The sequence below is a fragment of the Georgenia subflava genome (assembly GCF_009193155.1).
Classification (GTDB): Bacteria; Actinomycetota; Actinomycetes; order Actinomycetales; family Actinomycetaceae; genus Georgenia; species Georgenia subflava.
Genome location: NZ_VUKD01000003.1, coordinates 363,711 through 390,059 on the forward strand (window position 1 = coordinate 363,711; position 26,349 = coordinate 390,059).

The window sequence follows — 26,349 nt, forward strand, 5'->3', positions numbered from 1 at the left end:
TCATGATCGCGCGTGCACCGCCGGGCGAGGTCGACGCACCGCGTCCGGCCCGCGGCCGGGCTCAGCGGCGCGTCTCGGGGATGGCGTCGAGGTAGCCGCGCAGGTTGCGGGCCGCCTCCCCGACGGAGTCCCCGCCGACCTTCTCGAGCAGCGCCTGGGCGAGGACGAGGGCGACCATCGCCTCGGCGACCACGGCAGCGGGCGGCACGGCGCACACGTCCGAGCGCTGGTGGATGGCCTTCGCCGGCTCGCCGGTGGTGACGTCGACGGTGGCCAGGGCGCGCGGCACGGTGGAGATCGGCTTCATCGCCGCACGCACGCGCAGCACCTCGCCGTTGCTCATGCCTCCCTCGGTGCCGCCGGCACGGTTCGTCGCACGGCGCAGCCGACCGTCGGCCGAGACGATCTCGTCGTGCGCGACGCTGCCGCGGCGGGCTGCCGTGCGGAAGCCGTCACCGATCTCGACGCCCTTGACAGCCTGGATGCCCATGACCGCGCCGGCGAGGCGCGAATCGAGCCGGCGGTCGCCCGAGACGTGCGAGCCGAGGCCGGGCGGCAGGCCGTAGGCGAGGACCTCGACGACGCCGCCGACGGTGTCGCCGTCGCGCTGGCACTGGTCGATCTCGGCCACCATCGCGGCCGAGGAGGCGGGGTCGAGGCAGCGCACGGGGTCGGCGTCCAGGGCGGCGACGTCGTCGGGCCCGGGCAGCGGTGCGTCCTCGGGCGTGGCGACTGGGCCGATCGCGACGACGTGCGAGACGAGGCGGACGCCGGCGACCTGCTCGAGCAGCGCGGCCGCCACCGTTCCCAGGGCGACCCGGGCCGCGGTCTCACGGGCGCTGGCCCGCTCGAGAACCGGGCGGGCGTCGTCCAGATCGTACTTCTGCATGCCGACGAGGTCCGCGTGGCCGGGACGGGGACGCGTGAGCGGCCGGTTGCGGGCGACCTCCCGCTCGTCACCGGTGCCGGCGTCGATCAGGAGGGACTCGGCGGGGACGGGGTCGGCGGACATGACCGTCTCCCACTTGGGCCACTCGGTGTTGCCGATCTCGACCGCCACGGGGCCGCCCATGGTCTGGCCGTGCCGCACGCCGCCGAGGATGCGCACCTCGTCCTGCTCGAACTTCATGCGCGAGCCGCGCCCGTGGCCGAGTCGCCGCCGGGCGAGGGCGGCCCGGATGTCGGCGGAGGTCACCTCCACGCCGGCCGGCACGCCCTCGAGGACGCCGACGAGGGCGGGGCCGTGCGACTCACCTGCGGTCAACCATCTGAGCATGGCCCCGATCCTGCCACGGCGAGACACGTCGCCCGGATGGCGTCCACGATCGGCAACCCGATGTCGTCGGGACGGCCACGTTGTTGGGACGGCCTCGTTGTGGGACGGCGGCCACGTCGTCGGGACGGCCAACGGACGCTGTCGGGACAGCCGACGACTTTGGTCGGGACGGATGCTGTCGGGACGGCCACCGACGCTGTCGGAACGGCCGACGACGTTGTCGGGACGGCCACCGCCGGTGCGAATTGGAGGGTGGATGTGGGTTGACGCCAGGAGGCTCGTGGTGAGGCCTGTTCGTACCGGGCGCCGCGCTGCGCTGCTGGTGCGCCACTCAGTGCAGCAGGTGGCCGCCGATATGCAGCGCGGTGGCCGCAGCGGCGCCGAGGAACAGCCACGGGCCGAGCGCGACGGCGCTGCGCCGGTGTGCCCGCCGCGTCAGCAGCAGCACCGCGGCGAAGACCCCACCGAGGATGAACGTGGCGAGCACGCCCGCCACGACGGCTGTCCATCCGAACCAGCCCAGCCACACCCCGACGACGGCACCCACCTTGACGTCACCGAGGCCGAGCCCGCCGGTGCGCAGCAGCGCGAGCGCGAGGTACACCAGCCCTGAGACGGCGCCCGCGAGTCCGGCCCGGCCGAGCGCCGGCCAGCCCCCGGTCAGCACGGCAGCGAGCGTGAGACCGACGGCGACGATCGCCAGCCCCACGAGCACCAGGCGGTCCGGGAGCCGGTGGGTGCGCACGTCGATGACGGCGAGCAACGTCGCCGCCGCGGTCAGCGCGGCGCCGGTCAGCACGACGGACCAAGGCTGGCCGGTCAGACCGACGGCCGCGAGGATCATCAGGAGGAGGGCGATCGCTCCGTCGAGCGGGCGCAGGTTGGCGCGGACGCGTGCCCGTCCAGGCGCTGCTGCAGAGATGCCGACCTTCTTTGCCGGCGCCTCGGCCGCCGTGCCGACCTTCTCGGCCGCCGCCTCGGCCGCCGTGTCGACCCTCTCGGCCGACGTGTCGACCTTCTTGGCCGGCACCTCGGCCGACGTGTCGACCTTCTTGGCCGGCTCAGCCGGCATGCCTGTCCTTGCGGTCCGCGGGCAGCGTGAACGGTGGTGGCGAGCTCAGCACCTCTCCCCCGGCGGAGCGCCGCGCCAGCTCGCCGACGAGAGCGTCGCGCATGACCTCCACGTCGGGGGTCCTGCCCGTCATCAGCCGGACCTGCGCCTCCGCCTGGTGCAGCAGCATCCCCCACCCCGGGGCGACGGTGCCGCCGGCCTCCTGCCATGCCTCGTCGATAGGGGTCGGCCACGGGTCGTAGACCACGTCGAGCAGGACCGCACCGGACAGCGCGTTCGGCGAGCCGGCCAGCCGGTCGCGCATCACGGTAGAGACCGGGTCCGCGATCCCGGCGGGCACGGTGGAGATCACCACGTCAGCGGCGAGGACGGCGTCGGCCGCCACGTCGGGCGTGGACCAGGTGACGTTTTCGGTCGTGACGCCCATGCGGTGGGCGGCGACTGCGGCGCTCCCCGGGCCGGCGAAGCTGCGTGCCACGAGGGTCGTGCGTGTGCAGCCCAGCTCGCCGAGCGCAGCGAGGGCGGAGGACGCGGTCGCGCGGGCGCCGAGCACCACCGCCCGCTGCGGACGCCAGCCGGCCGGTGCCGCCTCGCGGAGGGTCGCGACGATGCCGTGGACGTCGGTGTTGAACCCGGACAACGGCCCGGCGCGCCCCGCGCGCCCCGGCTGGACGACAAGGGTGTTCACCGCTCCGGTGACCTCGGCGAGCGGGTCGACGGCGTCCAGGAGCGGCATGATCGCCTGCTTGAGCGGCATCGTCAGCGACAGGCCGCCCCAGCTCGCGTCGAGCTGGTCGACGACGGCGGGCAGCTGGTCGGCCGTGACGTCCTGGAGCCCGTAGCCCCAGTCGTCCAGACCCAGCTGTGCGTAGGCGGCCCGGTGCAGCGTCGGCGAGAGCGAGTGACCCACCGGGTGGCCGAGCACGGCGCAGCGTCGGTCGATACCGGGCGCGGCGAGGTCCTGTCCGACGGCCATGCGGGTCGGTCCTCCAAGTCGGTGGTGCTGTCGATCGCGACCGTCCGGCCGCCAGCCAAGTTCTACCAGCCGGGGCCGTGGGACGGTGCCGAGGTCCACAGCCGGCTCAAGGCGCTCGTTCGCCGGACCTGCTCGTCAGCTCGTGCCCGATGGCACGGCCGATGGCAGCCTCGACCGCCTCGGCGACCTCGTCCGGCGCACGGCCCAGGAGACCACCGGTCAGGAGGTGCTGACTCGTGTCACCCCTCGGGGTCACGGTTTGCAGGTGGTCAACTCGTGTCCCCTGCCGGGGCCACCGGTCAGGAGGTCCTGACTCGTGTCACCCCGCGGCGGCCTCCGGTCACGAGGTGCCGACTCCTGTCACCCGTCGGTCTGCGGGTTCTCCGCGAGCCAGGCGCGCAGCTCGGCGACGTTGGCGTTGTGCTCCTGCAGCGTCGCGGCGAACTTCGTCTCACCGGTGTCGAGGTTGACGGTGGCGAAGTAGAGCCAGTCCCCCTCCGGCGCCGTCAGGACGGCGTCGATGGCGGCCGCTCCCGGCGCACCGATCGCCGTGGGCGGCAGTCCTGCGTGGAGATAGGTGTTGTACGGGTTGTCGTCGTCCAGGTCCGCCTGGGTGGGAACGCCGCCGACCTTGCCGACGCCGTACAGCACGGTGGAGTCCATCTGCAGGCGACCGTTCACCTGTCCGGTGTCCTCGAGCCGGTTGTCGATGACGCGCGCGACCTGGCCGTAGTACTCCGGCAGGTTCACCTCACGCTCGACGATCGAGGCCTTGGTGAGCACCTCCTGGCGCTGGTCCTGCGGGACGTCGCGCTCGTCCAGGCGGGCCACCGTCTGGGCGACCATGGTGGAGAGGATCGTGGCGGCGTCGTCGCTCGGCTGGAACGAGTAGGTCGCGGCGGCCAGCCACCCCTCGGGGTTGCCGCCGGCCTCGGCCGGCAGGCCGATGAGCTCGGGGTCCTCGGCGGCGGCCTGGACGTCCTCGAGCGGGATCTCGGCGACGTTCGCGATGCGTTCGTACACCTGCATCGCCTGGAAGCCCTCGGGCACCGTGATGGTGACCTCGGCCTTGTTGGCCGGGTCGAGCAGGGCGGCCACGGCGTCGGCCGCCGCCATCTCCTGCAGGAGCGTGTACGTCCCGGGCTGGATGCGCGGGGCGTTGACGTTCTCCGCGAAGGCTGTGGTGAACGCCCGCACCGAGGCGACGACGCCCTCCTCCTCGAGCACCGAGCCGATCTCCTGGCCCGACGCACCCGAGGGGATCACCACCTCGACCTCGCCCGAGCCAGGACCCGGGTAGTCCTCCGCGGCGGTCGTGGGGCGGCTGGTGACCATGTCCCGCACCTGCGGGAACGCCCAGATCGCCAGGACGGCGACGACGACCACGGTCAGAGTGAGCACCACCGCCGAGCGGCGGCGCCGCTGCTTGCGCCGGACCTCCCGGGCACGCCGGTGCTCCCGACGCTCGCGCCGCGGCTCCGACGACGCCTCCCCAGGGGCGCCGTCGACAAAGAGGTCGTTCACTCGCTCTCCTCGTTCCCAGCGGGCACGTCGGGCACGACCAGCTCACCGGCGGGGGCTCCGGTGCGTCGCTCGACCTCGAGTGCCTGCTCCACGATCATGACCGCGGCGACCTGGTCCACCACGTCCCGGTGCCGGCGTCCCGGGCGACCGGAGGCGTGCAGCGCCTGGTGGGCGCTGACGGTGGTCAGCCGTTCGTCGACGAGGCGCACGGGTAGAGGGTCCAGGGCGGCCGCAACCCGGACAGCGTACCCGCGCGCGGCATCCGCGGCGGGACCTTCGCGTCCGGAGAGGCTGCGCGGCAGCCCGACCAGCACCTCGACGGCCTCGTGCTCGCCGACGAGAGAGACGATCTCGGCGAGGTCGGCGCCGTCCTTGCGCCGGGCGACCGTGCGCACCGGCGTCGCGAGGATCCCCGCGGCGTCGCAGCGTGCCACGCCGATGCGCACGGACCCCACGTCGATCCCGATCCGGACGCCGCGGCGCAGCGCGGCCGGCCCGTCGGCCGGGTCGCCGCCCGTCATGCGGTCAGCAGGGACGCGACCTCGTCCCGGACGGCGGCGAGGGCCTCGCTCAGCCTGGCGGCGTCCGTCCCGCCCCCCTGGGCGACGTCGTCCTTGCCACCACCGCCGCCGCCGAGGGTCGTGGCGGCGGTCCGGACGAGCGCGCCGGCACGCACGCCGGCGGTGCGGGCGTCGGCGTTGGTGGCGACCACCACGAGCGGGCGGCCCTTCGCGACGCCGCCGACGGCGACCACCGAGGCGGCGGCGTCACCGAGCCGGGAGCGCACGTCCAGTGCGAGGGTGCGCAGGTCGTCGGCCGAGGCGACCTCGCCGGCGTCGTGCGTGACGACCCGGGCGGTGCCGACCTGGGCCGCCTCGTCGGCGACCCGGCCCGCCTGGGCGAGCAGCTGGCCCTGGCGCAGCGAGGCGAGCTCCTTCTCGGCGGCCTTGAGCTTGCTCATCAGCGAGCTGACCCGCTCGGGCAGCTCCTCGGGGCGTCCGCCGAGCAGCGTGGTGACCTGGCCGACGAGGGCGTGCTCCTTGGCCTGGAATCCGTAGGCACCGGCGCCTACGAGGGCGTCGACGCGGCGCACGCCGGAGCCGATGGAGGCCTCGCCGAGGAGGGTGACCAGCCCGAGGTTGCCGGTGGTGGGCACGTGGGTGCCGCCGCACAGCTCCTTCGACCAGTCGCCGCCGATGGAGACCACGCGTACGTTGCGGCCGTACTTCTCGCCGAACAGGGCCATGGCGCCGGCGGCGCGGGCCTCGTCGATGTCCATGATCTCGTCGGTGACCTCGAGGTTCTCGGCGAGCTGGGCGTTCACCCGCTCCTCGATCTCGCCGAGCACCGGCGCCGGGACGGCGGAGCCGTGCCGGAAGTCGAACCGCAGGCGCGAGGGCGCGTTCTCGGAGCCGGCCTGGGTGGCCTGCTCGCCGAGCTGCTCGTGCAGGGCCTTGTGCACCATGTGGGTGGCCGTGTGGGCGCGCGCGATCGCCTTGCGCCGGGTGGTGTCGATGGCCGCGACGCCCTTCTCGTCCAGCGTCAGGCTGCCCTCGGTGAGCCGGCCGCGGTGCACGGAGAGCCCCTTGATGGGGGCCTGGACGTCCGCGACGTCGACGATCCCGCCGCCGGCGAACGCGATCGTGCCCTGGTCGGCCAGCTGGCCGCCGGCCTCGGCGTAGAACGGGGTCCGGTCGAGGACGACCTCGACGTCGGCCGGCGCGGTCGCGGCCGGGGCGGGGACGCCGTCGACGAGCAGGCCCACGACCCGGGCCTCGGCGGTGGCGTCGGTGTAGCCGAGGAACTGCACCGGGCCGTCCAGGCGCTGGCGCAGGTCGGCGTACAGCGAGGTGTCGACGTGGCCGGTCTTCTTGGCCAGGGCGTCGGCGCGGGCGCGCTGGCGCTGGTCGTCCATGAGCGAGCGGAAGCCCGTCTCGTCGACGCTCACGCCGTGCTCGGCCGCCATCTCCAGGGTCAGGTCGATGGGGAAGCCGTAGGTGTCGTGCAGCGCGAAGGCCTCGGCGCCGGCGAGGACCGGCGCGGCGGACGAGGTCTTCTTGGCCTTGGCGACGGCGGTGTCGAGGATCGTGGTGCCCGCGGCGAGCGTGCGGCGGAACGCCTCCTCCTCCTCGTAGGCCACCTGGGAGATGCGGGCGAAGTCGGTCTCCAGCTCCGGGTAGGAGGCCTTCATGGCGTCCTTGGAGATGGGCAGCAGCACCGGCAGGGTCGCCTCGTCGACGCCGAGCAGGCGCATGGAGCGCACCGCGCGGCGGATGAGGCGGCGCAGCACGTAGCCGCGACCGTCGTTGGCGGGGCGGACGCCGTCGCCGATGAGCATCAGCGCCGAGCGCACGTGGTCGGCGACCACGCGCATCCGCACGTCGTCGGCCGCCTGGCTGTTGGCCCCGAGGGTGTAGGTCTTGCCGGAGAGCTCCTCGGCGGCGGAGACGACGGGGAAGACCTCGTCGATCTCGTACATGTTCTCCTTGCCCTGGAGCAGGTACGCCACCCGCTCCAGGCCGAGGCCCGTGTCGATCGACTTGTGCTCGAGCTCGCCGAGCAGCGGGTAGTCCTTGCCGCGGCCCTCGCCGCGGAGGAACTGGTCGAAGACGAGGTTCCAGATCTCGAGGTAGCGGTCCCCGCCGGGGTCGACGGTGCCGCCGACGGCGTCGGGGCCGTACTGGGGGCCGCGGTCGTAGTGGAACTCCGCGCAGGGGCCGGCCGGTCCGGGCTGGCCGGTGTCCCAGAAGTTCTCCTCGCGGGGCAGGCGGACGATGTGCGCGGGGTCGACGCCGACGCGCGTGAGGGCGTCGAGGGCCTCGGCGTCCTGGTCCCAGATGGTCACCCACAGCCGGTCGCCGTCCAGGCCGTAGCCGCCGTCGGCCTGCGACCCGGTGAGCAGCTCCCAGGCGAGGTCGACGGCGCCGTCCTTGAAGTAGTCGCCGAAGGAGAAGTTGCCGTTCATCTGGAAGAACGTGCCGTGCCGGGTGGTCTTGCCGACGTTGTCGATGTCGTTGGTGCGGATGCACTTCTGCACGCTCGCCGCCCGCGGCCACGGGGCCTTCTCGGTGCCCACGATGTACGGGATGAACGGCACCATGCCCGCGATCGTGAAGAGGATCGACGGGTCGGGCGAGACCAGCGACGCGCTCGGCACGATCTCGTGGTCGTGCTTGGCGAAGTAGTCCAGCCAGCGGGTGCGGATCTCAGCGGTGCGCATGGTTCCTCAGGTTACGTGTCGGTGTCGGCGGGCCGGCGGTCGCGGTCCGCCGGCGGCAGGTCGGGCGGCTCGCCCGGGTCAGAACTCGTAGGGCAGGTCGTCGGCGTCGTCGGGCGAGACGGCGCCCGACGGCACGGCGCCGAGGTGACGCCCGGCGCTGCGCCGGGCGGCGACGTCGGCGCGGGCGGCGGCCACGGCGGCGTCGTCGGGCAGCAGGGCGGCGCGGAGCTCGGCCTCCCGCTCCCGGTAGGCGGCGGTGAAGTCCTGCGGCAGGTTGCGCAGCCGGTCCAGCACCGAGGGTGCCCTGCCGGCGGCGAGCACGACGGCGGTGCCGGCGACGGCGACCCCGAGCAGGCCGAGGCCGATCAGGAGCTTGGGGCTCACCGGGACCGGTCCTTCCTGCCGAGCACGCTGCGCACCGCATAGGAGAAGGCCGAGAGCTTGATGAGCGGGCCGCCGACCGTCGCGGAGACGAGCGTGGTGAGGGCGGAGACGTCCTCGGTGACCTGGGCGGCCGACGTGGTGATGGTGTCCACCTTCGCGAGCTGGCCGTTGGTCGCGCGGATCGTCTGGGCGGCCTCGTCGATCGCGGGCAGCGTGTGGTCCGTCAGCTGCCTGACGGTGCCCCGCGCCTCGTCGAGGACCTTGCCGAGCTTGAGCAGGGGCACGGCGAGGAAGATCACCAGCGCGACGAACGCCAGCGCCGCGACGAGACCGGCGATGTCACCGACGGACATGAGGGCTCCTTTTCGAGGGACGTGGGCGAGGGCCGGGCAGGCCCGCGACCTGGACGGATGCGCCGTCGGGAAGAATCTACCCGCAACACGGCGGCGCCCCGGGAACCGGCACAGGCCGGCTGCCCGGGGCGCAGCGTCCGTCAGAGGTGGAGCAGGTCAGCGCGAGTAGTACTCGACGACCAGCTGCTCGTTGCAGGTCACGGGGACCTCGGCGCGGCGCGGGCGGCGGACCAGCTCGGCGCGCAGCTTCTCGACCTGGACGTCGAGGTACTCGGGCACCTTGGGCAGCACGTCGCGGTGGGCGCCGGCGGCGGCGACCTGGAACGGCACCATGGCCTGGCTCTTCGGCTTGACCTGGATGACCTGGCCGGGCTTCACGCGGAAGGACGGACGGTCGACGAGCTTGCCGTCCACGAGGATGTGGCGGTGCACGACGGCCTGGCGGGCCTGGGCGATCGTGCGGGCGAAGCCGGAGCGCAGGACCAGGGCGTCCAGGCGCATCTCGAGGAGCTCGACCAGCGACTCACCGGTCAGGAACTGCTCGCGGCGGGCCTCCTCGAAGACGCGCTGGATCTGCGCCTCGCGGATGCCGTACTGGGCGCGCAGACGCTGCTTCTCCTTGAGGCGGACGGCGTAGTCGGACTCGGTACGGCGACGGGCGCGGCCGTGCTCGCCGGGGCCGTAGGGGCGCTTCTCGAAGTACTTGACGGCCTTCGGGGTGAGCGCGATGCCCAGGGCGCGGGAGAGGCGCACCTGACGGCGCGTGCGGGAAACTGCCATGAGAGAACTTCCTGTCGTGTTGACGTCACACCGGCGACGGCGGCTGCCGTGCGGCGTGGGGTCGACCCGTTGGCCATGACCCCAGGTGGTGGCCCGGTGCGCCGTCGGGAGTGACGGGGTCGGCCGGGCAACCGGGAAAGCCTATCACCGGCCGCCGGCGAGCAGCTGCCTGATCTTCTCGAGGCGGAGTGTGATGTCGCGCTCGTGCCCGCGCCCGGTGGGTTCGTAGTACCGGGCGCCGACGAGATCGTCGGGTACGTACTGCTGGGCGGCGACGGCGTGGGGCTCGTCGTGGGCGTAGACGTACCCCGCGCCGTGGCCGTGGCCCTCGGCACCGGCGTAGTGGGTGTCGCGCAGGTGCACCGGCACGGGCCCGGCCTTGCCCGCTCGCACGTCGGCCATGGCGGCGCCGATGGCCTTGTAGGCCGCGTTGGACTTCGGCGCCGTGGCCACGTGCACCACCGCCTCGGAGAGCACGAGCGCCCCCTCGGGCATGCCGATGAGCTGGACGGCCTGGGCCGCGGCGACCGCCGTCTGCAGCGCGGAGGGATCGGCCATGCCGACCTCCTCGGCGGCGGCGATGACGATCCGCCGGGCGATGAAGCGCGGGTCCTCCCCCGCCACGATCATCCGGGCGAGGTAGTGCAGGGCGGCGTCGACGTCGGAGCCGCGCATGGACTTGATGAAGGCCGAGGTGACGTCGTAGTGCTGGTCGCCGGCCCGGTCGTAGCGCACGGCCGCGACGTCGACCGCCCGCTCGACGGCGCCGAGGGTGATGACGTCCTCACCCGCCGCGTCGGCCGATCCCGCCGCCGCCTCCAGGATGGTCAGCGCCTTGCGGGCGTCGGCCCCCGCGAGGCGCACGAGGTGGTCGGCCGCGTCCTCGTCCAGCGTGAGGGCGCCTCCGAGGCCCCGCTCGTCCGTCACGGCCCGCGCGACGAGGTCGCGCACGTGCTCCTCGGCGAGCGGGCGCAGGGTGAGCAGGAGCGAGCGGGACAGCAGCGGCGAGATGACCGAGAAGCTGGGGTTCTCCGTCGTGGCCGCGACGAGGGTGACCCATCGGTTCTCCACGCTGGGCAGCAACGCGTCCTGCTGGGACTTGGAGAACCGGTGCACCTCGTCGATGAAGAGGACCGTCTCCTCCCCTGAGGTGACCAGGCGTCGTCGGGCATCCTCGATGACCGCCCGGACGTCCTTGACGCCGGCGGTGACCGCGGACAGCTCGGTGAAGCGCCGGCCCGAGCCGTGCGCGACGAGATAGGCGAGGGTCGTCTTGCCGGTCCCCGGCGGCCCCCACAGCACCACCGAGGAGGGAGCGATGCGCCGCCGGCCGGGCTCGGCCGGCTCCACCAGGCGCCGCAGCGGCGAGCCCGCCTCGAGGAGGTGGTCCTGGCCGAGGACCTCCTCCAGGGTCGCCGGACGCATCCGCACGGCGAGCGGTGCGCCGTGCCCGACGGCGGGCACCCCGGCGTCGTCGGCCCCGGCCGCCTCGAAGAGATCCACCCCTGAAGGCTACGACGCCGCGGGGACGGAGCCGGACGAGGCACCTCCTCGTGCACCGCCTCGTGCACCGCCACGTATGCCGCGTGCGGTGAGGGGCACCACGACGGCTGGTGGCACGAGCGGTGGCCGGACGGTGCGAAACTGTGGGACGTGTTCGACCTCATCGGCCGGTTCGTCGCCCGCCATCCCCGCGTCGTCGTACTCGTCTGGGCCCTGCTCGCGGTGGTGTGCGGCACGGCCGCGCTGACCGGGTTCGCCGGTCCTGGCCTGTTCGAGCGGCTGCAGACGGGCGCCCCGGTCGTGCCCGGCTCGGAGAGCGAGGAGGGGCGCGAGATCCTCACCGCGGAGGGCGAGTCCCCCGAGCAGGTGTCGATGGTGGTCCAGGGCGTCGACCTCGCCGACCCGGCCGCCCTGCCCGAGCTCGCCGCCGCACTGGAGCCGGCGCACACCGACCTCGCCGCCCTCGACGGCGTCGAGTCGGTCGTGGACCCGTTCGTGCTGCCCGACATGCTGGCGAACCCCGCCGCGGCCGGGCTGGTCTCGGCCGAGCAGGACGGCTTCCTCATGGTGGTGGTGCTGGCGGACGACGCCGAGGAGGGCGTGCACGACGCCGTCGTCGAGCGACTGCGCGAGGTGCCCGCCGAGCTCGCCGGGACGGCGCCCGGGGCGAGCGGCATCGTCAGCTCGAACACGCTGTTCGCGGACGCGATCGTCGAGCAGGTGCAGGAGGACCTCGTCGCCGGCGAGGCCGTCGCGCTGCCGGTGGCGCTGCTGATCATGGTGGTCGTGTTCGGCGGGTTCCTGGCCGCCGGTCTGCCGCTGATCGGCGCCGTCGTCTCGATCGTCGGCGGGCTCGGCATCCTCCTCGCTCTCACCTACTCGATGAACGTCGACTCGTTCGTCGTCAACGTCGTCACCGTGCTGAGCCTCGCGCTGTCCATCGACTACGGCCTGCTCGTGGTCTCGCGCTACCGTGAGGAGATCCACCGCCTCGAGCGCGACCGCCCGGCGGAGGCCGCGCCGGCCGGCCGGCGACGCCGCCGGCGGGCCGGGCGGGACCCGGTGCTGCTCGAGGCCGTGCGCACCACCGTGGCCACGGCCGGACGCACCGTCATCTTCTCCGCCCTCACGGTCACGTTCGCCGTGGCCGGCCTGCTGCTCCTGCGACCGGAGGTGCTGCGCGCGATCGCCTCGGCCGGCATCGCCGCGGTGCTGCTCGCCGTCGCGTGCGCCGTCACCCTCGTCCCGGCGCTGCTGGTGCTCCTCGGCGACCGCATGCGCCGGCCGTCGGTGCTCTCGCGGGTGCCCGGACTACGCGCGTTCCTGCGCGGCTTCGGTGACATCGCACCGAACGAGGGGGTCTTCTCCAAGCTCGCCCGCCGGGTGCACGCCCACCCGTGGCTGGTGCTCGTCGGGTCGCTGGCCGTTCTGCTCCTGCTCGCCTCGCCGGTCACGGGGCTCACCATGCGTAGCTCGACCACCGAGCTGCTCCCGCCCGACTCCGACCAGCGGGACTACATCGCCGTCCTCGCCGAGGACTACCCCGGCTCCCGCACGCCCGACCTCACGGTCGTGGCCGACGCCGGGACCGCCGACGCGGCCGAGCTCGGCGCGGAGATCGCGACGCTCGACCGTGTGGAGACGGTGACGGGCCCGGTCGAGTCCGGCGACCACACGGTCCTGTCGGTCTTCCTCGACGTCGACGACCCGGCCGGTGCGGAGGCGACCGCCGCCGTCGAGCAGGTCCGCGCACTCGACCCCGGGTTCGAGACCTGGGTGCTCGGGCAGGCGGCGAACCAGCTCGACTTCAACGACGCGCTCGTGGACGGCCTGCCCCTGGCCGCCGTCGTCGTGGTGCTCGCCATCTTCGTCCTGCTGTTCCTGATGACCGGCTCGCTGCTGGTGCCGCTCAAGGCCCTCCTGGTCAACCTGCTCTCGCTGACCGCGTCGCTGGGCGTGACCGTGTGGATCTTCCAGGAGGGGCACCTGACCGGACTGCTGGACTTCGCACCGGTCGCCGGCCTGGAGTCCTACGTGGTGGCGATCGCCGTCGCGTTCGGCTTCGGCCTCGCCATGGACTACGAGGTCTTCCTGCTCTCGCGCATCAAGGAGTACTGGGACGCCGGACGGGACAACGACGAGGCGGTCGAGCGGGGGCTGCAGCGCTCCGGGCGCATCATCACGTCCGCGGCCCTGATCATGGTCGCGGTCTTCGCCGGATTCGTCACGGGCGAGCTGATCGCGATCAAGCAGGCCGGCGTCGCCCTCGCGGTGGTCGTGCTCGTCGACGCCACCCTCGTGCGCATGCTCCTGGTGCCCGCCACCATGACGCTGCTCGGCAGGTGGAACTGGTGGGCGCCGGCGCCGATGCGCCGCTTCTACTCGAAGTTCAAGATCGTCCACTGAGCCGCGTGCCGTGCGCAGCCGCGGCGCGCACGGGACGCACCGGTGCCTCGGTCGGTGCCCGACGGACCACCGTCGGCGGCGCCGCCCGCGTTCACAGGAAACGGTCCGCGCCGCCCGCGTTCACAGGAAACGGTCGGGATCGCCCGCACCGGTGCGCAGGACCTCGGGCACTCCGGACGTCAGGTCGACCACCGTGGTCGGCTCCGAGGAGTCGACGGCGGAGTCGACGATGACGTCGACGAGGTGGTCGATCTCGTCCTTGACCACCCAGCCCTCGACCATCGGCGTCTCCTCGCCGGGCAGGATGAGGGTGCTCGACAGGAGCGGCTCCCCCAGCTCGGCCAGCAGCGCCTGGGTCGTGCGGTGGTCGGGGATGCGTGCCCCGACCGTGTGCTTCTTCGGGTGCAGCAGCCGGCGTGGCACCTCCTGCGTGCCGCGCAGGATGAAGGTGTACGGCCCCGGCGTCGCGGACTTGATGAGCCGGAACATCGCGTTGTCGACCACCACGAACTGGCCGAGCTGGGCGAAGTCCGCGCACATGAGGGTGAAGTGGTGCTTGTCGTCCAGCCGGCGCAACGCCTTGATGCGGTCCAGCCCCTCCTTGTTTCCCAGCGAACAGCCGACGGCGTACCCGGAGTCTGTGGGGTAGGCGATCAGACCGCCGTCGCGGACGACGTCCATCGCCTGGGTGACCAGTCGCGGCTGGGGGTCCTGCGGGTGGATGTCGAGGTAGCGGGCCATGGCGGCAGTCTTGCGTACCGCCCGCGGTCCCGTCCTGCGAAGCACGGGGCGCGCCGGCAGCTCGGCGCGGCCGATACCGCGCCTTCCGACGCGTGGCACTGAGGGCGGGGACGGTCCCCTGGCGGCCGGGGATGGTCGCTGCTGACGTCGGGGACAGCCGCCAAGGACGCCGGGGACGGCCGCCAATGACGCCGCGGATGGCGGCCGAAGATGCCGGGGACGGCGCCGAAGACGCCGGGGACGGGCGCTACCGACGTCGCGGTCGCCGGGCCCCCGCTTAGTGCTGCGCGGGAACCAGGTTCTCGATCTCCGCGCCGACGCGGAAGCCGAGCCGGAGGTACAACGTACGGGCGGCGTCGTTGTCGGACCAGATACCCAGGTGCACCAGCGGTCCTTGCGCCAGCCCCCAGCGCGTGGCCGCGGCCGTCAGCGCCGACGCGATACCGCGACGCCGGTGCTCGGGCACGACGGTGACCGCGGAGAGGTGGACGCCCGAGCCGTCGGCCGACGCCAGCCTGGCCGCGAGGACGGCGACGAGCTCGCCGTCGGCGGTGCGCCAGCCCCACCACGTGCGCGTGGCGTCGTCGTCGCGGTCGGAACGCTCGGGGTAGCCCCTGGCGAGGACCGCGCCCGCGGCGGCCAGCGCACCGGTGCCCGTGCCGAGGATCTCGGCGCGGTCCTCGCCGAGGCGCTGCTCGGGCTGGGAGTCGCAGGCCAGCCAGTCCCATGACCCGCCCGGGACCAGCGCGAACCGCTCGCGGACCTGGGCCGGCACGTGCGTCCAGGTGCCGCGCGGCAGCAGGGCGTGGACGAGGCCCCCGGGGAGCTCGGCGGTGCCGAGCACGCGTGCGAGCGCCTCCGGCTCGCCGAGCCCGACCAGCGCGTCGCCGCCGTGACGTCCGACGAGTGTCAGCGCCGCTGTGGGCTCCGCCGTGTCGTCGGTCCAGACCTCGCGGGCGGCGAACCTGGCGGAGTTGGCGCGCCAGAACGGCCAGCGTGCGAGGAGCTCCTCCTCGACGCCGGCCGTCCGGACGGTTCGGCTCGTCACCGCGATGCTGCTGTCACGCCTGACCGGGGTCGGCGGAGGCGTCGCCCTGGGCCGCTGACTGCCCGGCCGACACACCCTGCGCCGTCTGCCCGGCTCGCTCTGCCGGGGCGTGCTGCCCGGCGGTGTCCGTCTGCCCGGACCGGCCCCCCGTCGCGTGTCTCGCGTCGTCCGGGTGTCCGGCCTGGCCGCCGGCCGGCCTCGGCTTGGTGTCCACGCCGGCCTCCTTGCGCTGCTGGGGCGTGATCGGCGCCGGCGCCTGGGTCAGCGGGTCGTAGCCGCCGCCGGACTTGGGGAACGCGATGACGTCGCGGATGGAGTCCGAGCCGGTCAACAGCGAGACGATGCGGTCCCAGCCGAACGCGATCCCGCCGTGCGGCGGGGCGCCGTACGCGAAGGCGTCGAGCAGGAAGCCGAACTTCTCCTGCGCCTCCTCCTCGCCGAGACCCATCACGGCGAAGACGCGCTGCTGGACGTCCTTGCGGTGGATACGGATGGATCCGCCACCGATCTCGTTGCCGTTGCACACGATGTCGTAGGCGTAGGCGAGGGCCTCGCCCGGAGACTCCTCGAAGCGGTCGATCCACTCGGGCGTCGGTGCGGTGAAGGCGTGGTGGACGGCGGTCCACGTGCCGTGGCCGACCGCGACGTCGTCGTCCTCGCCGGTGGGCTTGAACAGCGGCGCGTCGACCACCCAGACGAAGGACCAGGCGTCTTCGTCGATCAGCCCGACCCGCCGGCCGATCTCGAGGCGGGCGGCGCCGAGCAGTGCGCGCGAGTCCGAGGCCCTGCCGGCGGCGAAGAAGATGCAGTCGCCCGGCTTCGCGCCGACGGCCGCGGCCAGTCCCTCGCGCTCGGCCTCGGAGATGTTCTTGGCGACCGGGCCGCCGAGGGTGCCGTCCTCGCCGACCGTCACGTAGGCGAGCCCCTTGGCGCCGCGCTGCTTCGCCCACTCCTGCCACGCGTCGAAGGTCCGGCGCGGCTGGTCGGCCCCGCCGGGCATGACGACGGCGCCGACGTAGGGGTTCTGGAACACCCGGAACGGGGTGTCGGCGAAGTACTCGGTCAGGTCGGTCAGCTCGAGCCCGAAGCGCAGGTCCGGCTTGTCCGTCCCGTACCGCTCCATGGCCTCGCGGTAGGTCATCCGCGGGATCGGGCGTTCGATCTTGTGGTCGATGAGGGCCCAGATCTCGGCGAGGACCTCCTCGGCGACGGCGATGACGTCCTCCTGGTCCACGAAGCTCATCTCGACGTCGAGCTGGGTGAACTCGGGCTGCCGGTCGGCCCGGAAGTCCTCGTCGCGGTAGCAGCGGGCGATCTGGTAGTACCGCTCCATGCCGGCGACCATCAGCAGCTGCTTGAAGAGCTGCGGGGACTGCGGCAGCGCGTACCAGGAACCCGGCGACAGGCGCGCGGGCACGAGGAAGTCGCGGGCGCCCTCCGGCGTGGAGCGGGTCAGCGTCGGCGTCTCGATCTCGACGAAGTCCTGGGCGTCGAGGACCCGGCGGGCCGCGGCGTTGACCTTGGCGCGCAGTCGCAACGCGTGCGCGGGTGCCTTGCGGCGCAGGTCGAGGTAGCGGTACTTCAGGCGGGCCTCCTCCCCCACCTGACCGGCGTCCTCGGCGTGCTCGGAGACCTGGAAGGGCAGCGGCGCCGCGGTGTTCAGCACGACGACGTCGCTGGCGATGACCTCGATCTCGCCGGTCGGCAGGTTCGGGTTCGCGTTGCCCGCCGGGCGCTCGGCCACCTCGCCGGTGACCTGCAGGACGAACTCGGCCCGCAGCTCGTGGGCGACGTCCTCGTCCCGGATGACCACCTGGGCGATGCCGGAGGCGTCCCGAAGATCGATGAAGGCGACGCCTCCGTGGTCGCGGCGGCGGTCGACCCACCCGGTGACTGTGACGGTGGTGCCGATGTCGCTGGCGCGCAGGGAGCCAGCGGTGTGTGTGCGGAGCACGAGGGTCCTTCCGGTCGTGTGCGGGGCGCACCGCTAGACGGGCGGGCGCACCGACGATCCTAAGACCTGGCCGGGACGCCCTGCCCGGGCCGGCCCACGCGTCCCTGCGGAGCGGGTGTCGCCGCTGTGGCGGGTTGGCTGGACGCGTGCGCGGCGGTCCATCATCAGGGGGTGAGCGAACGACCCTGGACGACGGGCACCGACGGCACGTCGTCGCCGGACGGCGTGACCCCCGCGCCCGACGGCGCGCGGGCAGCCTCGCCCGGCGGCGTGGCCCCGCGGGTAGCCCCGCCCGGGGGCGCGGCCGCGCCGACAGCCCCGGCCGACGGCGTGGCACCGGCGGCAGCCCCGCCCGATCTCGTCCGGCTCCTGCTGGTCGCCTCCGTCGCGCTCATCACCCTCGTCGCCTTCGAGAACCTCGCCGTCAGCACGGCGATGCCCGCCGTCGCCGAGGACCTGGGCGGGCTCCGCCTGTACGCGGTCGCCTCCGGTGTCCCCCTGGCCGCGGGGCTCGTCGCCACCGCAGTCTCCGGCGCCTGGTCCGACGCGCGCGGCCCGCGCGGCTCCCTCCTCGCGGGCATCGTCCTCTTCAGCACGGGCCTCGTGATCGCGGGGCTGGCGCCGTCCATGGAGATCCTGGTCGTGGGCCGTGCGGTTCAGGGCTTCGGCGGCGGGCTGCTCGTGGTGCCGCTGTACGTCCTCGTCGGGGCGATGGTGCCCGCCGCACGCCAGCCGGCGTTCTTCGCCGCCTTCTCCGCCGCCTGGGTGGTGCCCGCCCTCGTCGGCCCCGGGGTGACCGGCCTCGTCGTCGACCACGCCTCGTGGCGCTGGATCTTCCTCGGCGTCCCGGCGCTGACCCTCGGGGTGAGCGCGCTGCTCCTGCCCCTCCTGCGGCACATCCCGCCGCACGGGTCGCGGTCGGACCCGGCGGTGCGGCACAGTCGCCTGCTGCTGGCTGCCACAGGTACCGGCGCAGCCGTCGCGGTCCTCCAGGTGGCCGGCTCGCAGACCGGCTCCGAGATGGCTGCCTGGGTGGTTCCGGCAGCCATCGTCGCCGCAGCCGTTCTCGTGCTGTGCCTGCCGCCCCTCGTCCCGGCGGGCACTGTCCGGCTGCTGCGCGGGGTGCCGTCCGCCGTCGCCTGCCGGACCCTGCTCAACGCCACCTTCATGACGGCGCAGACCTTCCTGCCTCTGCTGCTCGTGCGAGAGCACGGCTGGCCGGTCTGGCAGGCCGGTCTCGTGCTCACCGTCGCCTCGGTGGCGTGGGCGACGGGAGCCGCGATCCAAGGGCGAGTGACCTCCACCGCCGGCCGCGACCGGCTCAGCTGGCTCGGGCCGCTGCTGCTCGCGGCCGGGACGTTCATCACCGCCGGTGCCACGCTGGAGGCCGTGACACCGTGGATCGTCGTGGTCGGCTGGGCGCTCGGCGGCACGGGCATGGGCCTGGCGTACCCGGCGCTCTCCGTGCTGGTGCTGCAGGCCACCCCGCCTGCCCGGCACGGGCGGATCAGCTCCTCCTTGCAGGTCGCCGACGCGCTGGGCGCCGCCATGGGACTGGCCGCCTCCGGGGCGTTGTTCACGGCCCTCGTGGGGACCGGCGGCACGGACGCCTACCTGGCCGGCCTCCTGCTCGCCTCCGGGCTCGGCCTCGTCGCGTCGGTCGCAGGAGCGCGTGCGGCGGCACCGGTCGTCGGCTGACGGCTGACGGCTGACGCCATGACGGCTGACGCCATGACGGCTGGCGCCCGACGGCGTGGGCCCGACGCCATGACGGCTGACAGTTGTGTAGCCCGCCGATCCCTGTGCGGAAGGTCACCGGGGTCACCGATATCGCCCCGTGCGGGCCACCGGTAGCCTGGAGGCTCCTGGAGTGCACGTCACCGCCCAGGCCCAGAGCGGAAGTTCTCGCTGCAGACCGGGCCCACGAGCGGAAGGTGCTTCGCCGACCCGGCGCAGTCAGCCACACTCCGCCCTCGTGAGACGGGTTCTTCTTTCGTGACCACAGCTGTGACCTCTGACGCCTCCACGCGCCCCGAGGACGAGACCGCACCCGCGGTCGACGTCGTCGCCGAAGCGTCCTCCCGCACGTTCGCCGACCTCGGCCTGCCCGAGGACATCCTCGCCGCCGTCGAGGACCTCGGCTTCATCACCCCCACCGACATCCAGGCCGAGGCCATCCCGGTGCTGCTCTCCGGCCGCGACGTCGTCGGCATCGCGCAGACCGGTACCGGCAAGACCGCCGCCTTCGGCCTGCCGCTCCTCGAGGCGGTCGATGCCTGGGAGCGCTCGGTCCAGGCCCTCGTCCTGACGCCCACCCGCGAGCTCGCGATGCAGGTCTCGGACGCCATCGCCTCCTTCGCGCACCGCACGAAGAACCTCACGGTGCTGCCCGTCTACGGCGGTTCCAGCTACGTGCCGCAGCTGCGGGCGCTCAAGGACGGCGCCCAGGTGGTCGTCGGCACGCCGGGCCGTGTGATGGACCTCATCGAGCGTGGCAGCCTCAAGCTCGGCGGCGTGCGGTTCCTCGTCCTCGACGAGGCCGACGAGATGCTGCGGATGGGCTTCGCGGAGGACGTCGAGCAGATCGCCTCCCAGCTTCCCGCCGAGCGGCGCACCGCGCTGTTCTCGGCGACCATGCCGGCCGCGATCAAGCGCGTCGCCGCCACCCACCTGACCGACCCGGTGCGTATCGCGACGTCCCGTCCCGCCTCCACGGTCGCCACCGTGCACCAGACGTACGCCGTGGTGCCCTTCCGTCACAAGATCGGCGCGCTCTCCCGTGTGCTGGCCACGTCCGACGCCGAGGCCGCCATCGTCTTCGTCCGCACCAAGGGCACCGTGGAGGACGTCTCGATCGAGCTGTCCAACCGTGGCATCTCCGCGGCGGGCCTGTCCGGCGACGTCCCGCAGAAGGAGCGCGAGAAGCTCGTCGAGCGACTGCGCAGCGGCTCCCTCGACGTGCTCGTCGCCACCGACGTCGCCGCCCGCGGCCTCGACGTCGAGCGCATCGGCCTGGTCGTCAACTTCGACGTGCCCCGCGAGGCGGACTCCTACGTGCACCGCATCGGTCGCACCGGGCGCGCCGGGCGGACCGGCACGGCGCTGACGTTCCTCACCCCGCGCGAGCGAGGCCAGCTGAACCAGATCGAGCGACTCACCGGCAGCCGGCTCGAGGAGGTCACGCTGCCCTCCCCCGCGGACGTCTCGGCGCACAAGGCGCAGCAGCTCTTCGCCAAGGTGACCGCCCGGCACGAGGCCGGCCGGCTGGAGATGTACCGCGAGGCCGTCACCGGCTACGTCGAGTCCACGGGCGCGGACCTGACCGAGCTGGCCGCCACCCTCGTGGCGCTGGCGGTCGGCGACGACGGCCCCCGCCCCCGCGACGACGAGGACGAGCCGCAGCGGCGCGTCCGTCGTGAGGAGCAGGTCGACGGCGACGGCACCTTCGTGGCCGCCACCTTCGACGAGGGGCACACACCCCGCACGCACGGCTCCCGTGGCCCCGCCGAGCGCGGCGGTCGCCGTCCCCGTGTGGCGGGCACGCGCTACCGCGTGGAGGTCGGGCACAAGGACGGCGTCCAGCCCGGCGCGATCGTCGGTGCGATCACGGGCGAGGGCGGCCTGCGCGGCTCCGACCTGGGCAAGATCGACATCTTCCCGAGCTTCTCCCTGGTGGAGATCAGCGGGGACATGACACCGGAGACGACGCGCCGCATCGGCGCCGCCCGGGTGGCCGGCCGTCCGCTGCGCATCCGCCCCGACGAGGGACCGCGCTCCGGCGGCGACCGCAAGCCGTTCAAGGGCGGCAAGAAGTTCGGCGACCGTCCCGCGCACGGCGACCGCCCGTACCGCCCGTCCCGTCCGGTGGGGACCTCGCACCGCCCCCGCTGACGATCCGTACTTGGCGTGGCTGAAGACTTCCCTGCCGAAACGGTCGCTATAGCGACCGTTTCGGCAGGGAAGTTGCTCGTTACGGGGGTCTTGGCAGCTCGCGCGCCCGACGGTCGCCTGACACCGGTCGGATCGGCTCACGAGGCGGCTCGCGAAAGCCCGGCTCAGTAGGAGCGGCTCGCGGTGCGCGGTCGCGCCGTGCGGCTCACGACGCGCCGGTCACGAGGCGTAGCTCACGAGGCGCGGGTCGCGAGGCGTAGCTCACGAGGCGCGGGTCGCGAGGCGCAGCTCGCGACGCGCGGCTCAGGAGGTGCGGGTGCCCGACAGGACGGTGACGGTCTCGTAGAACTGGGCGAACTCGTCCAGCTGGACCTCGACCGGGTCGACGACCTGGGTGCGGACGGTCTCGTCCACCACCGCGCGCAGACGCTGCTCGACCCGGCGCGCCCGCCGGCGGGCACCGAACCGGGCCAGCAGCGAGCCGAGGAGCGCGAGCAGGAGCCCGACGACGAGGCCGCCGACGAGCAGCACCGTGGGCCACGGCAGCGGTCCGGCCATCGGTGTCACCGGCTGGGGCAGCTGCAGGTACGCCATGCCGGCGAGAACCCCGAGCCAGGCCCCGCCCACGACCGCGGTCGCGAGGAACAGCCACTGGAGCACACCGAGGAAGCGCCACCAGCCCGGGCGCCGGGTCTGCTCGAGCTCGGCGCTACCGACCTGCTGGTCGAGCGTGTCCACCAGCGGCGGGATCCGTGCCTCGACGTCCTGCAGGACGTCGTCGCGCCAGGACCCGGGTAGGTGCGTGGTTGAGGAGCTCACCAGCGCGTGCGCGGCGGACCGCACCGCCGCCTCCTGCACCGGCGTGGGGCCGGGCAGGGAGGTGCGCACCAGGCGGGCGTCCTCGCCGCGGGTGCCGAGGTGCAGACGCCGCAGGGGGTCGGGACGCAGCCTGGCCAGCCAGCGCAGGGGCGGCCAGCCAACCTGGCTGCGGGCAGCCCGCACGTAGGAGCCGCGCACGGCCTCGCGGACCGCGTCGACGCCGGCCGCCTGGGCCGCGGCGGCGCTGAGCCGGGCGGCGGAGCGCTCGTGGACCTCGGTCGGCGGCCTCGCCTCTCCCGGCTCGATCTCGGCCGCCCGGGCGAGGTGGTCGGCGGTCGTGCGCACGTCGGCCGCGAGGCGTACCCGCGCGGCCCTGGCGGTGGCGGCGACCGAGCCGATGCGCTCGCGCAGCTCGGCCACCCCCGTGCCGGCACGTGCCGAGGTCGCGAGGATCTCGACCCCGCGCAGACCGTCCCGCTCGAGGAGCGTGTCGAGGTCGCGCAGCACACCGACCCGCTCGGCCGGGTCCAGGGTGTCGACCTGGTTCAGCACCACGAGGGTGACGTCGGCGTGCGCGGCCATCGGTGAGAGGTAGTCACGGTGCACGATCGCGTCGGCGTACTTCTGCGGGTCCAGGACCCAGACCAGCACGTCCACCGTGTCGGCCATGCGCCCGGCGATCTGACGGTGCACGAGGGCGGTGGAGTCGATGTCGGGCAGGTCGAGCAGGACCAGGCCGGACAGGTCGTCCGCGCGTTCGTGTGCGCGAGTCGGTGCTGCCACCGGGTCGACGTGGGTGCGCTCGGGGATCTCGAGCCAGTCGAGCAGCTCGGCGGCGTCGTCGTCACCCCACACGGCGGCCAGCGGCCGGGTGGTGGTGGGGCGCCGGGCCGCGGCGCGGGCGATCTCACGACCGACCAGCGCGTTGAACAGCGAGGACTTGCCCGAGCCGGTGGCACCGAGCAGGGCGACGACGGTCCGGCCTGTCGCGAGGTTCTGCCGCTCGGCCGCGCGCCTCACCAGCGCCTGTGCCGCCTCGACGGCGGGAGGGGGCAGATGCCCCTCGGCGAGGTCGACGGCGCGGCCGAGCCGCTGGAGGTCGTCGGGCAGCGTCGCGGTGGGGTCGGCGCGGCGACGGCGGAGCAGGCTCACAGACCCGCCTCCGCCCGTCGCGCGGCCCGGACGGCGGTGATCGCACCGTTGATGCGGTCGGTAGCGGAGGGGTCGATCCCGAGTGCGGCGAGCGCCTGGCGGTAGGACTCCGCCTGGTCCGCCAGCAGGGAGCCGGCGCGGCGGTGCAGGTTGCTGCGCGCCGAGGCTGCCATCTTGCGTACCGCGTCGTCGCCGAAGACGGCCTCGAGGATCTTCTGGGCGACGACGGCGGTGCCACCGGCGATGGCGACCTCGGCGCCGGTCAGGCCGGCGGTGGACGCGAACATGACGATCATCAGCGCGATGCCGAGGCCGTTGACCCCGAAGGAGAGCATGCGGGCGGTCATCCGCTTGCCGGCGCCCTCGGCACGGACGAGCTGCAGCAGGTCGTCCTGCCAGCCACGGACCTGGTCGGCGGCGGCGCCGGCGAGCTGCTCCTCGCTCGCCAGGGTGGAGGTCGCCTCGGAGAGCACACCTCGCGCGCCGGGCTCGCGACGCCAGTAGTGGTCGACATCTGCCGCGGCGCGCTCGGCCTCGGCCACCAGGAGCGTCTGGAGGCCCGTCTCGATGGCCACCTCCACCTGCTCGGTCGGCGCCGGGCGCCCCTTGAGGAAGCCGCCGATGCGGTCACGGATCCGGCCGACGTACGCCTCGACGGACCGGAAGAACTCGCCCGTGCCGACGAACTCCTGCCAGCGTGCGAGGACCTCGCCACGCAGCATCGCGCCGTCGGCGGTGGCCGCCATGACGCGCTGGTGCGCCTGGGCATACGCCTCGTCCACGTGCCCGGCCAGGGTGACCAGCGCCGCCGTCTGGTTGTGGCAGCCCTCGGCGACCAGCTGGGCCCGTCCGAGCGCGGCGTCGACCGCGCCGCCGAGGGTCTGGCGGGCGACCGAGGCGCGGGACCCGGCGTCGGCGGCGATCCCGTGCAGCCAGGCCTGCAGGGAGCTGACGTCGGCCGCGGGCAGCAGCCCGTCATCGCCGAGCGTGGTCTCGCCGATGACGAACAGCGGTGCGCGGCCCAGGCCCTCGTCCTCGAGCCGGGTGGCGAGGTCGTGCCGGACCTCGGCGCTGACCCCGCTGGGCACCCGGTCCAGGACGACGGCGACGACGATGCGCCGTTCGGCGGCCTCGGTCAGCAGGTTCCACGGCACGGCGTCGCCGTAGCGGGCGGCGGTCGTGACGAACACCCAGAGGTCGGCCGCCGCGAGGAGCTGGTTGGCCAGCGCACGGTTCTCTGCGACGACGGAGTCGATGTCGGGTGCGTCGAGCAGCGCGAGGCCGCGCGGCAGCGCCTCGCTGGCGCGCAGCTCGAGCTCGCTGTGCACCGCCGTACCTGCGGCGGGCGGGGTGGGCGGGGCGCCGGCGGCGACGGTGACGCGTGCCAGGCCGGGCAGGATGCGGTCGTCGGCGAACCACGTGGCGTCGTCGGGGTGATGGACCAGCAGCGGGCGGCGGGTGGTGGGCCGGATCGCGGAGGTGGTGGTGACCTGCTCGCGCAGGAGCGCGTTGACCAGAGTCGACTTCCCGGCGCCGGTCGAGCCGCCCACGACCGCCAGCAGCGGCGCCTCGAGCTGCTCGTAGCGGGGGATGATGTAGTCGGCGAGCTGGTCGAGCACCTCCTGGCGGTCGGCGCGCGACGGTGCGGCGTCCTCGATGTCCAGGGGCAGCGTCACCGACTCGAGCACCGAGCGCAGGTCGCCCAGGGCACCGAGGACGGCACGGGCCCCGTCGCCCGTCCCGGACGGGATGGACAAGGTCACCGCTCCCCCGCGGCGCCCGCGGAGCCCGCGGCGACCACGCGCGGCCAGCGGTCCTCCTCGGGCGGCTCCCAGCTGCCGGCGTCGGCCGCTTGCTGCTCACCGGAGCGGATGTCCTTGACCTCGTCGCCGTCCTCCCCGGGGAACCAGACGAACGGGATGCCCCGTCGGTCCGCGTACCGGATCTGCTTGCCGAACTTGGCCGCTGTCGGGGCGACGTCGACGGGGATGCCGCGCGCCCGCAGGGCCTGGGCGGTGCGGTCGCTGGCGGCGCGGTGCTCCTCGTCGGTCACGGCGACCAGGACGGCGGTGGGGACGCCGCGGCTCGCGGTGGCGAGCCCGTCGCCCAGGACGCGTGCCAGCAGACGCGAGACACCGATGGACAGCCCCACACCGGGATAGGTCCGCCGCCCGTCCGACGCGAGGGAGTCGTACCGGCCGCCGGAGCAGATGGAGCCGAGATTCTCGTGGCCCACCAGCGTCGTCTCGTACACGCTGCCGGTGTAGTAGTCGAGCCCCCGGGCGATCTTCAGGTCTGCCACGACCGTGCCCGGGGAGCGCTCCTGCGCAGCCTCGAGCAGTGCCACCAGCTCGCCGAGCCCCTCGTCCAGCAGCGTCGAGCGTGCCCCCAGTGCCAGGACCTGGTCGGCCACGGCCGCGTCGGTGCCGCTGATCGCGGCGAGGCGCAGCGCCTGGTCGGCCTGCTCGGCGGTGGCACCCGCCTCGCGCTGCAAAGCTTCGGCGACCGCGGCCGGGCCGATCTTGTCCAGCTTGTCGATCACGCGCAGCGCGGACTCGACGTCGGCAAGACCGACGGCCTCGTAGAAGCCCTGGGCCACCTTGCGGTTGTTGACACTGATGCGCACCTCGGGGACCGGCAGGGCGGCAAGTGCCTCCGCCATCACCAGCGGGAGCTCCACCTCGTAGTGGAAGGGCAGGGTGTCCGCCCCGACGACGTCGATGTCCGCCTGGGTGAACTCGCGGAAACGGCCGTCCTGGGGCCGCTCGCCGCGCCAGACCTTCTGGATCTGGTACCGCTTGAACGGGAAGGTCAGCTGGCCGGCGTGCTCGAGCACGTACCGGGCGAACGGGACCGTGAGGTCGAAGTGCAGGCCGAGCTGCTTGTCGGGGTCGGCGTCGTCGCCCTCGGTGTCCTCCTGCAGACGGCGCAGGAGGTAGACCTCCTTGGAGGTCTCGCCCTTGCGGAGCAGCTGGGACAGCGGCTCGACCGCACGCGTCTCGATGCCGGCGAACCCGTGGAGCTCGAAGGTCCGGCGCAGGGAGTCGAGCACGTGCTGCTCGACGACCCGGCCGTCGGGCAACCACTCGGGGAATCCGGACAGTGAGGACGCGCGTGCCATGCCGCTGATCCTTGCACCCCGGCGCCGCAGCGTGCGATTCGGCCCGCCGGAGAGGCACCGGCGCCGAGGGGACCGAGCCCCCGACCGCCGACCCGTCCCTCGGACGCCCCAGAAGGGCCGTGCCCCTCA

The 26,349-nt window shown here is 73.7% G+C and carries 19 protein-coding genes; 3 read left to right on the forward strand and 16 right to left on the reverse strand.

Going from position 1 to position 26,349, the window contains the following annotated elements; genetic code table 11:
• Nucleotides 1-61: 61 nt before the first annotated feature.
• From aroC to GD748_RS11785, 10 genes are all read right to left on the reverse strand, one after another.
• Nucleotides 62-1,276: a chorismate synthase gene (gene aroC, locus GD748_RS11740; protein WP_152195385.1), complete on the reverse strand. Its 1,215-nt coding sequence runs from the start codon at nucleotides 1,274-1,276 to the stop codon at nucleotides 62-64.
• 331 nt (nucleotides 1,277-1,607) lie between these two features.
• Entirely contained in the window at nucleotides 1,608-2,348 is a 741-nt protein-coding gene (locus GD748_RS11745; protein ID WP_152195386.1) for a prepilin peptidase, read from the reverse strand.
• The gene (locus GD748_RS11750) at nucleotides 2,338-3,324 is read right to left on the reverse strand and encodes a shikimate dehydrogenase (protein ID WP_152195387.1); all 987 of its coding nucleotides are present in this window, start codon (nucleotides 3,322-3,324) and stop codon (nucleotides 2,338-2,340) included. Before GD748_RS11750 ends, GD748_RS11745 begins: the two co-directional genes overlap by 11 nt.
• A 360-nt stretch (nucleotides 3,325-3,684) precedes the next feature.
• Nucleotides 3,685-4,848: an endolytic transglycosylase MltG gene (mltG, locus tag GD748_RS11755; protein ID WP_152195388.1), complete on the reverse strand. Its 1,164-nt coding sequence runs from the start codon at nucleotides 4,846-4,848 to the stop codon at nucleotides 3,685-3,687.
• A complete protein-coding gene (gene ruvX, locus GD748_RS11760; protein ID WP_152195389.1) occupies nucleotides 4,845-5,369 on the reverse strand; it encodes a Holliday junction resolvase RuvX in 525 nt (174 codons plus the stop codon). The genes mltG and ruvX overlap by 4 nt, the downstream gene beginning before the upstream one ends.
• Entirely contained in the window at nucleotides 5,366-8,068 is a 2,703-nt protein-coding gene (alaS, locus tag GD748_RS11765) for an alanine--tRNA ligase (RefSeq protein WP_152195390.1), read from the reverse strand. The genes ruvX and alaS overlap by 4 nt, the downstream gene beginning before the upstream one ends.
• Before the next feature lie 78 nt (nucleotides 8,069-8,146).
• Entirely contained in the window at nucleotides 8,147-8,452 is a 306-nt protein-coding gene (locus GD748_RS11770) for a hypothetical protein (RefSeq protein WP_152195391.1), read from the reverse strand.
• The gene (locus GD748_RS11775; protein ID WP_152195392.1) at nucleotides 8,449-8,805 is read right to left on the reverse strand and encodes a DUF948 domain-containing protein; all 357 of its coding nucleotides are present in this window, start codon (nucleotides 8,803-8,805) and stop codon (nucleotides 8,449-8,451) included. The genes GD748_RS11770 and GD748_RS11775 overlap by 4 nt, the downstream gene beginning before the upstream one ends.
• Before the next feature lie 156 nt (nucleotides 8,806-8,961).
• Nucleotides 8,962-9,585, reverse strand: a complete 624-nt coding sequence (gene rpsD, locus GD748_RS11780) for a 30S ribosomal protein S4 (protein ID WP_152195393.1) — start codon at nucleotides 9,583-9,585, stop codon at nucleotides 8,962-8,964.
• 144 nt (nucleotides 9,586-9,729) lie between these two features.
• Nucleotides 9,730-11,088, reverse strand: a complete 1,359-nt coding sequence (locus tag GD748_RS11785) for a replication-associated recombination protein A (RefSeq protein ID WP_152195394.1) — start codon at nucleotides 11,086-11,088, stop codon at nucleotides 9,730-9,732.
• Nucleotides 11,089-11,238: 150 nt separating this feature from the next.
• Between GD748_RS11785 and GD748_RS11790 the strand changes: the two genes are divergently transcribed.
• Complete coding sequence (locus tag GD748_RS11790; protein ID WP_226921238.1) at nucleotides 11,239-13,494, forward strand: MMPL family transporter; 2,256 nt, start codon at nucleotides 11,239-11,241, stop codon at nucleotides 13,492-13,494.
• A 120-nt stretch (nucleotides 13,495-13,614) separates the two neighbouring features.
• On the opposite strand, the gene GD748_RS11795 is transcribed toward GD748_RS11790, so the two are convergent.
• From GD748_RS11795 to aspS, 3 genes are all read right to left on the reverse strand, one after another.
• Nucleotides 13,615-14,235, reverse strand: a complete 621-nt coding sequence (locus GD748_RS11795) for an L-threonylcarbamoyladenylate synthase (RefSeq protein ID WP_152195396.1) — start codon at nucleotides 14,233-14,235, stop codon at nucleotides 13,615-13,617.
• 277 nt (nucleotides 14,236-14,512) lie between these two features.
• On the reverse strand, nucleotides 14,513-15,283 hold the full coding sequence (locus GD748_RS11800; protein WP_152195397.1) for a GNAT family N-acetyltransferase: 771 nt from the start codon (nucleotides 15,281-15,283) through the stop codon (nucleotides 14,513-14,515).
• 13 nt (nucleotides 15,284-15,296) lie between these two features.
• Nucleotides 15,297-17,237: an aspartate--tRNA ligase gene (gene aspS / locus GD748_RS11805; protein WP_152195398.1), complete on the reverse strand. Its 1,941-nt coding sequence runs from the start codon at nucleotides 17,235-17,237 to the stop codon at nucleotides 15,297-15,299.
• Between the two features lie 171 nt (nucleotides 17,238-17,408).
• Between aspS and GD748_RS11810 the strand changes: the two genes are divergently transcribed.
• Together GD748_RS11810 and GD748_RS11815 are read left to right on the forward strand one after the other, a co-directional pair.
• On the forward strand, nucleotides 17,409-18,935 hold the full coding sequence (locus tag GD748_RS11810; RefSeq protein WP_152195399.1) for an MFS transporter: 1,527 nt from the start codon (nucleotides 17,409-17,411) through the stop codon (nucleotides 18,933-18,935).
• A 210-nt stretch (nucleotides 18,936-19,145) separates the two neighbouring features.
• Complete coding sequence (locus GD748_RS11815; RefSeq protein ID WP_152195400.1) at nucleotides 19,146-21,128, forward strand: DEAD/DEAH box helicase; 1,983 nt, start codon at nucleotides 19,146-19,148, stop codon at nucleotides 21,126-21,128.
• Nucleotides 21,129-21,431: 303 nt separating this feature from the next.
• Here the strand turns inward: GD748_RS11815 and GD748_RS11820 are convergent, their stop codons facing one another.
• From GD748_RS11820 to hisS, 3 genes are read right to left on the reverse strand one after another with little or no spacing between them, the layout of a single operon-like run.
• Nucleotides 21,432-23,099, reverse strand: a complete 1,668-nt coding sequence (locus tag GD748_RS11820) for a GTPase (RefSeq protein ID WP_152195401.1) — start codon at nucleotides 23,097-23,099, stop codon at nucleotides 21,432-21,434.
• On the reverse strand, nucleotides 23,096-24,862 hold the full coding sequence (locus GD748_RS11825) for a dynamin family protein (RefSeq protein WP_152195402.1): 1,767 nt from the start codon (nucleotides 24,860-24,862) through the stop codon (nucleotides 23,096-23,098). Before GD748_RS11825 ends, GD748_RS11820 begins: the two co-directional genes overlap by 4 nt.
• Nucleotides 24,859-26,220 (reverse strand): histidine--tRNA ligase, encoded by a 1,362-nt coding sequence (gene hisS, locus GD748_RS11830; protein WP_152195403.1) that lies wholly within the window; start codon nucleotides 26,218-26,220, stop codon nucleotides 24,859-24,861. The genes GD748_RS11825 and hisS overlap by 4 nt, the downstream gene beginning before the upstream one ends.
• Between the last annotated feature and the right edge of the window lie 129 nt (nucleotides 26,221-26,349).

Bases quoted from the DNA above. Each gene is read 5' to 3' on its own strand.
- aroC (WP_152195385.1), bottom strand. From the start codon at position 1,276: ATGCTCAGATGGTTGACCGCAGGTGAGTCGCACGGCCCCGCCCTCGTC.
- GD748_RS11745 (WP_152195386.1), bottom strand. From the start codon at position 2,348: ATGCCGGCTGAGCCGGCCAAGAAGGTCGACACGTCGGCCGAGGTGCCG.
- GD748_RS11750 (WP_152195387.1), bottom strand. From the start codon at position 3,324: ATGGCCGTCGGACAGGACCTCGCCGCGCCCGGTATCGACCGACGCTGC.
- ruvX (WP_152195389.1), bottom strand. From the start codon at position 5,369: ATGACGGGCGGCGACCCGGCCGACGGGCCGGCCGCGCTGCGCCGCGGC.
- alaS (WP_152195390.1), bottom strand. From the start codon at position 8,068: ATGCGCACCGCTGAGATCCGCACCCGCTGGCTGGACTACTTCGCCAAG.
- GD748_RS11775 (WP_152195392.1), bottom strand. From the start codon at position 8,805: ATGTCCGTCGGTGACATCGCCGGTCTCGTCGCGGCGCTGGCGTTCGTC.
- rpsD (WP_152195393.1), bottom strand. From the start codon at position 9,585: ATGGCAGTTTCCCGCACGCGCCGTCAGGTGCGCCTCTCCCGCGCCCTG.
- GD748_RS11795 (WP_152195396.1), bottom strand. From the start codon at position 14,235: ATGGCCCGCTACCTCGACATCCACCCGCAGGACCCCCAGCCGCGACTG.
- hisS (WP_152195403.1), bottom strand. From the start codon at position 26,220: ATGGCACGCGCGTCCTCACTGTCCGGATTCCCCGAGTGGTTGCCCGAC.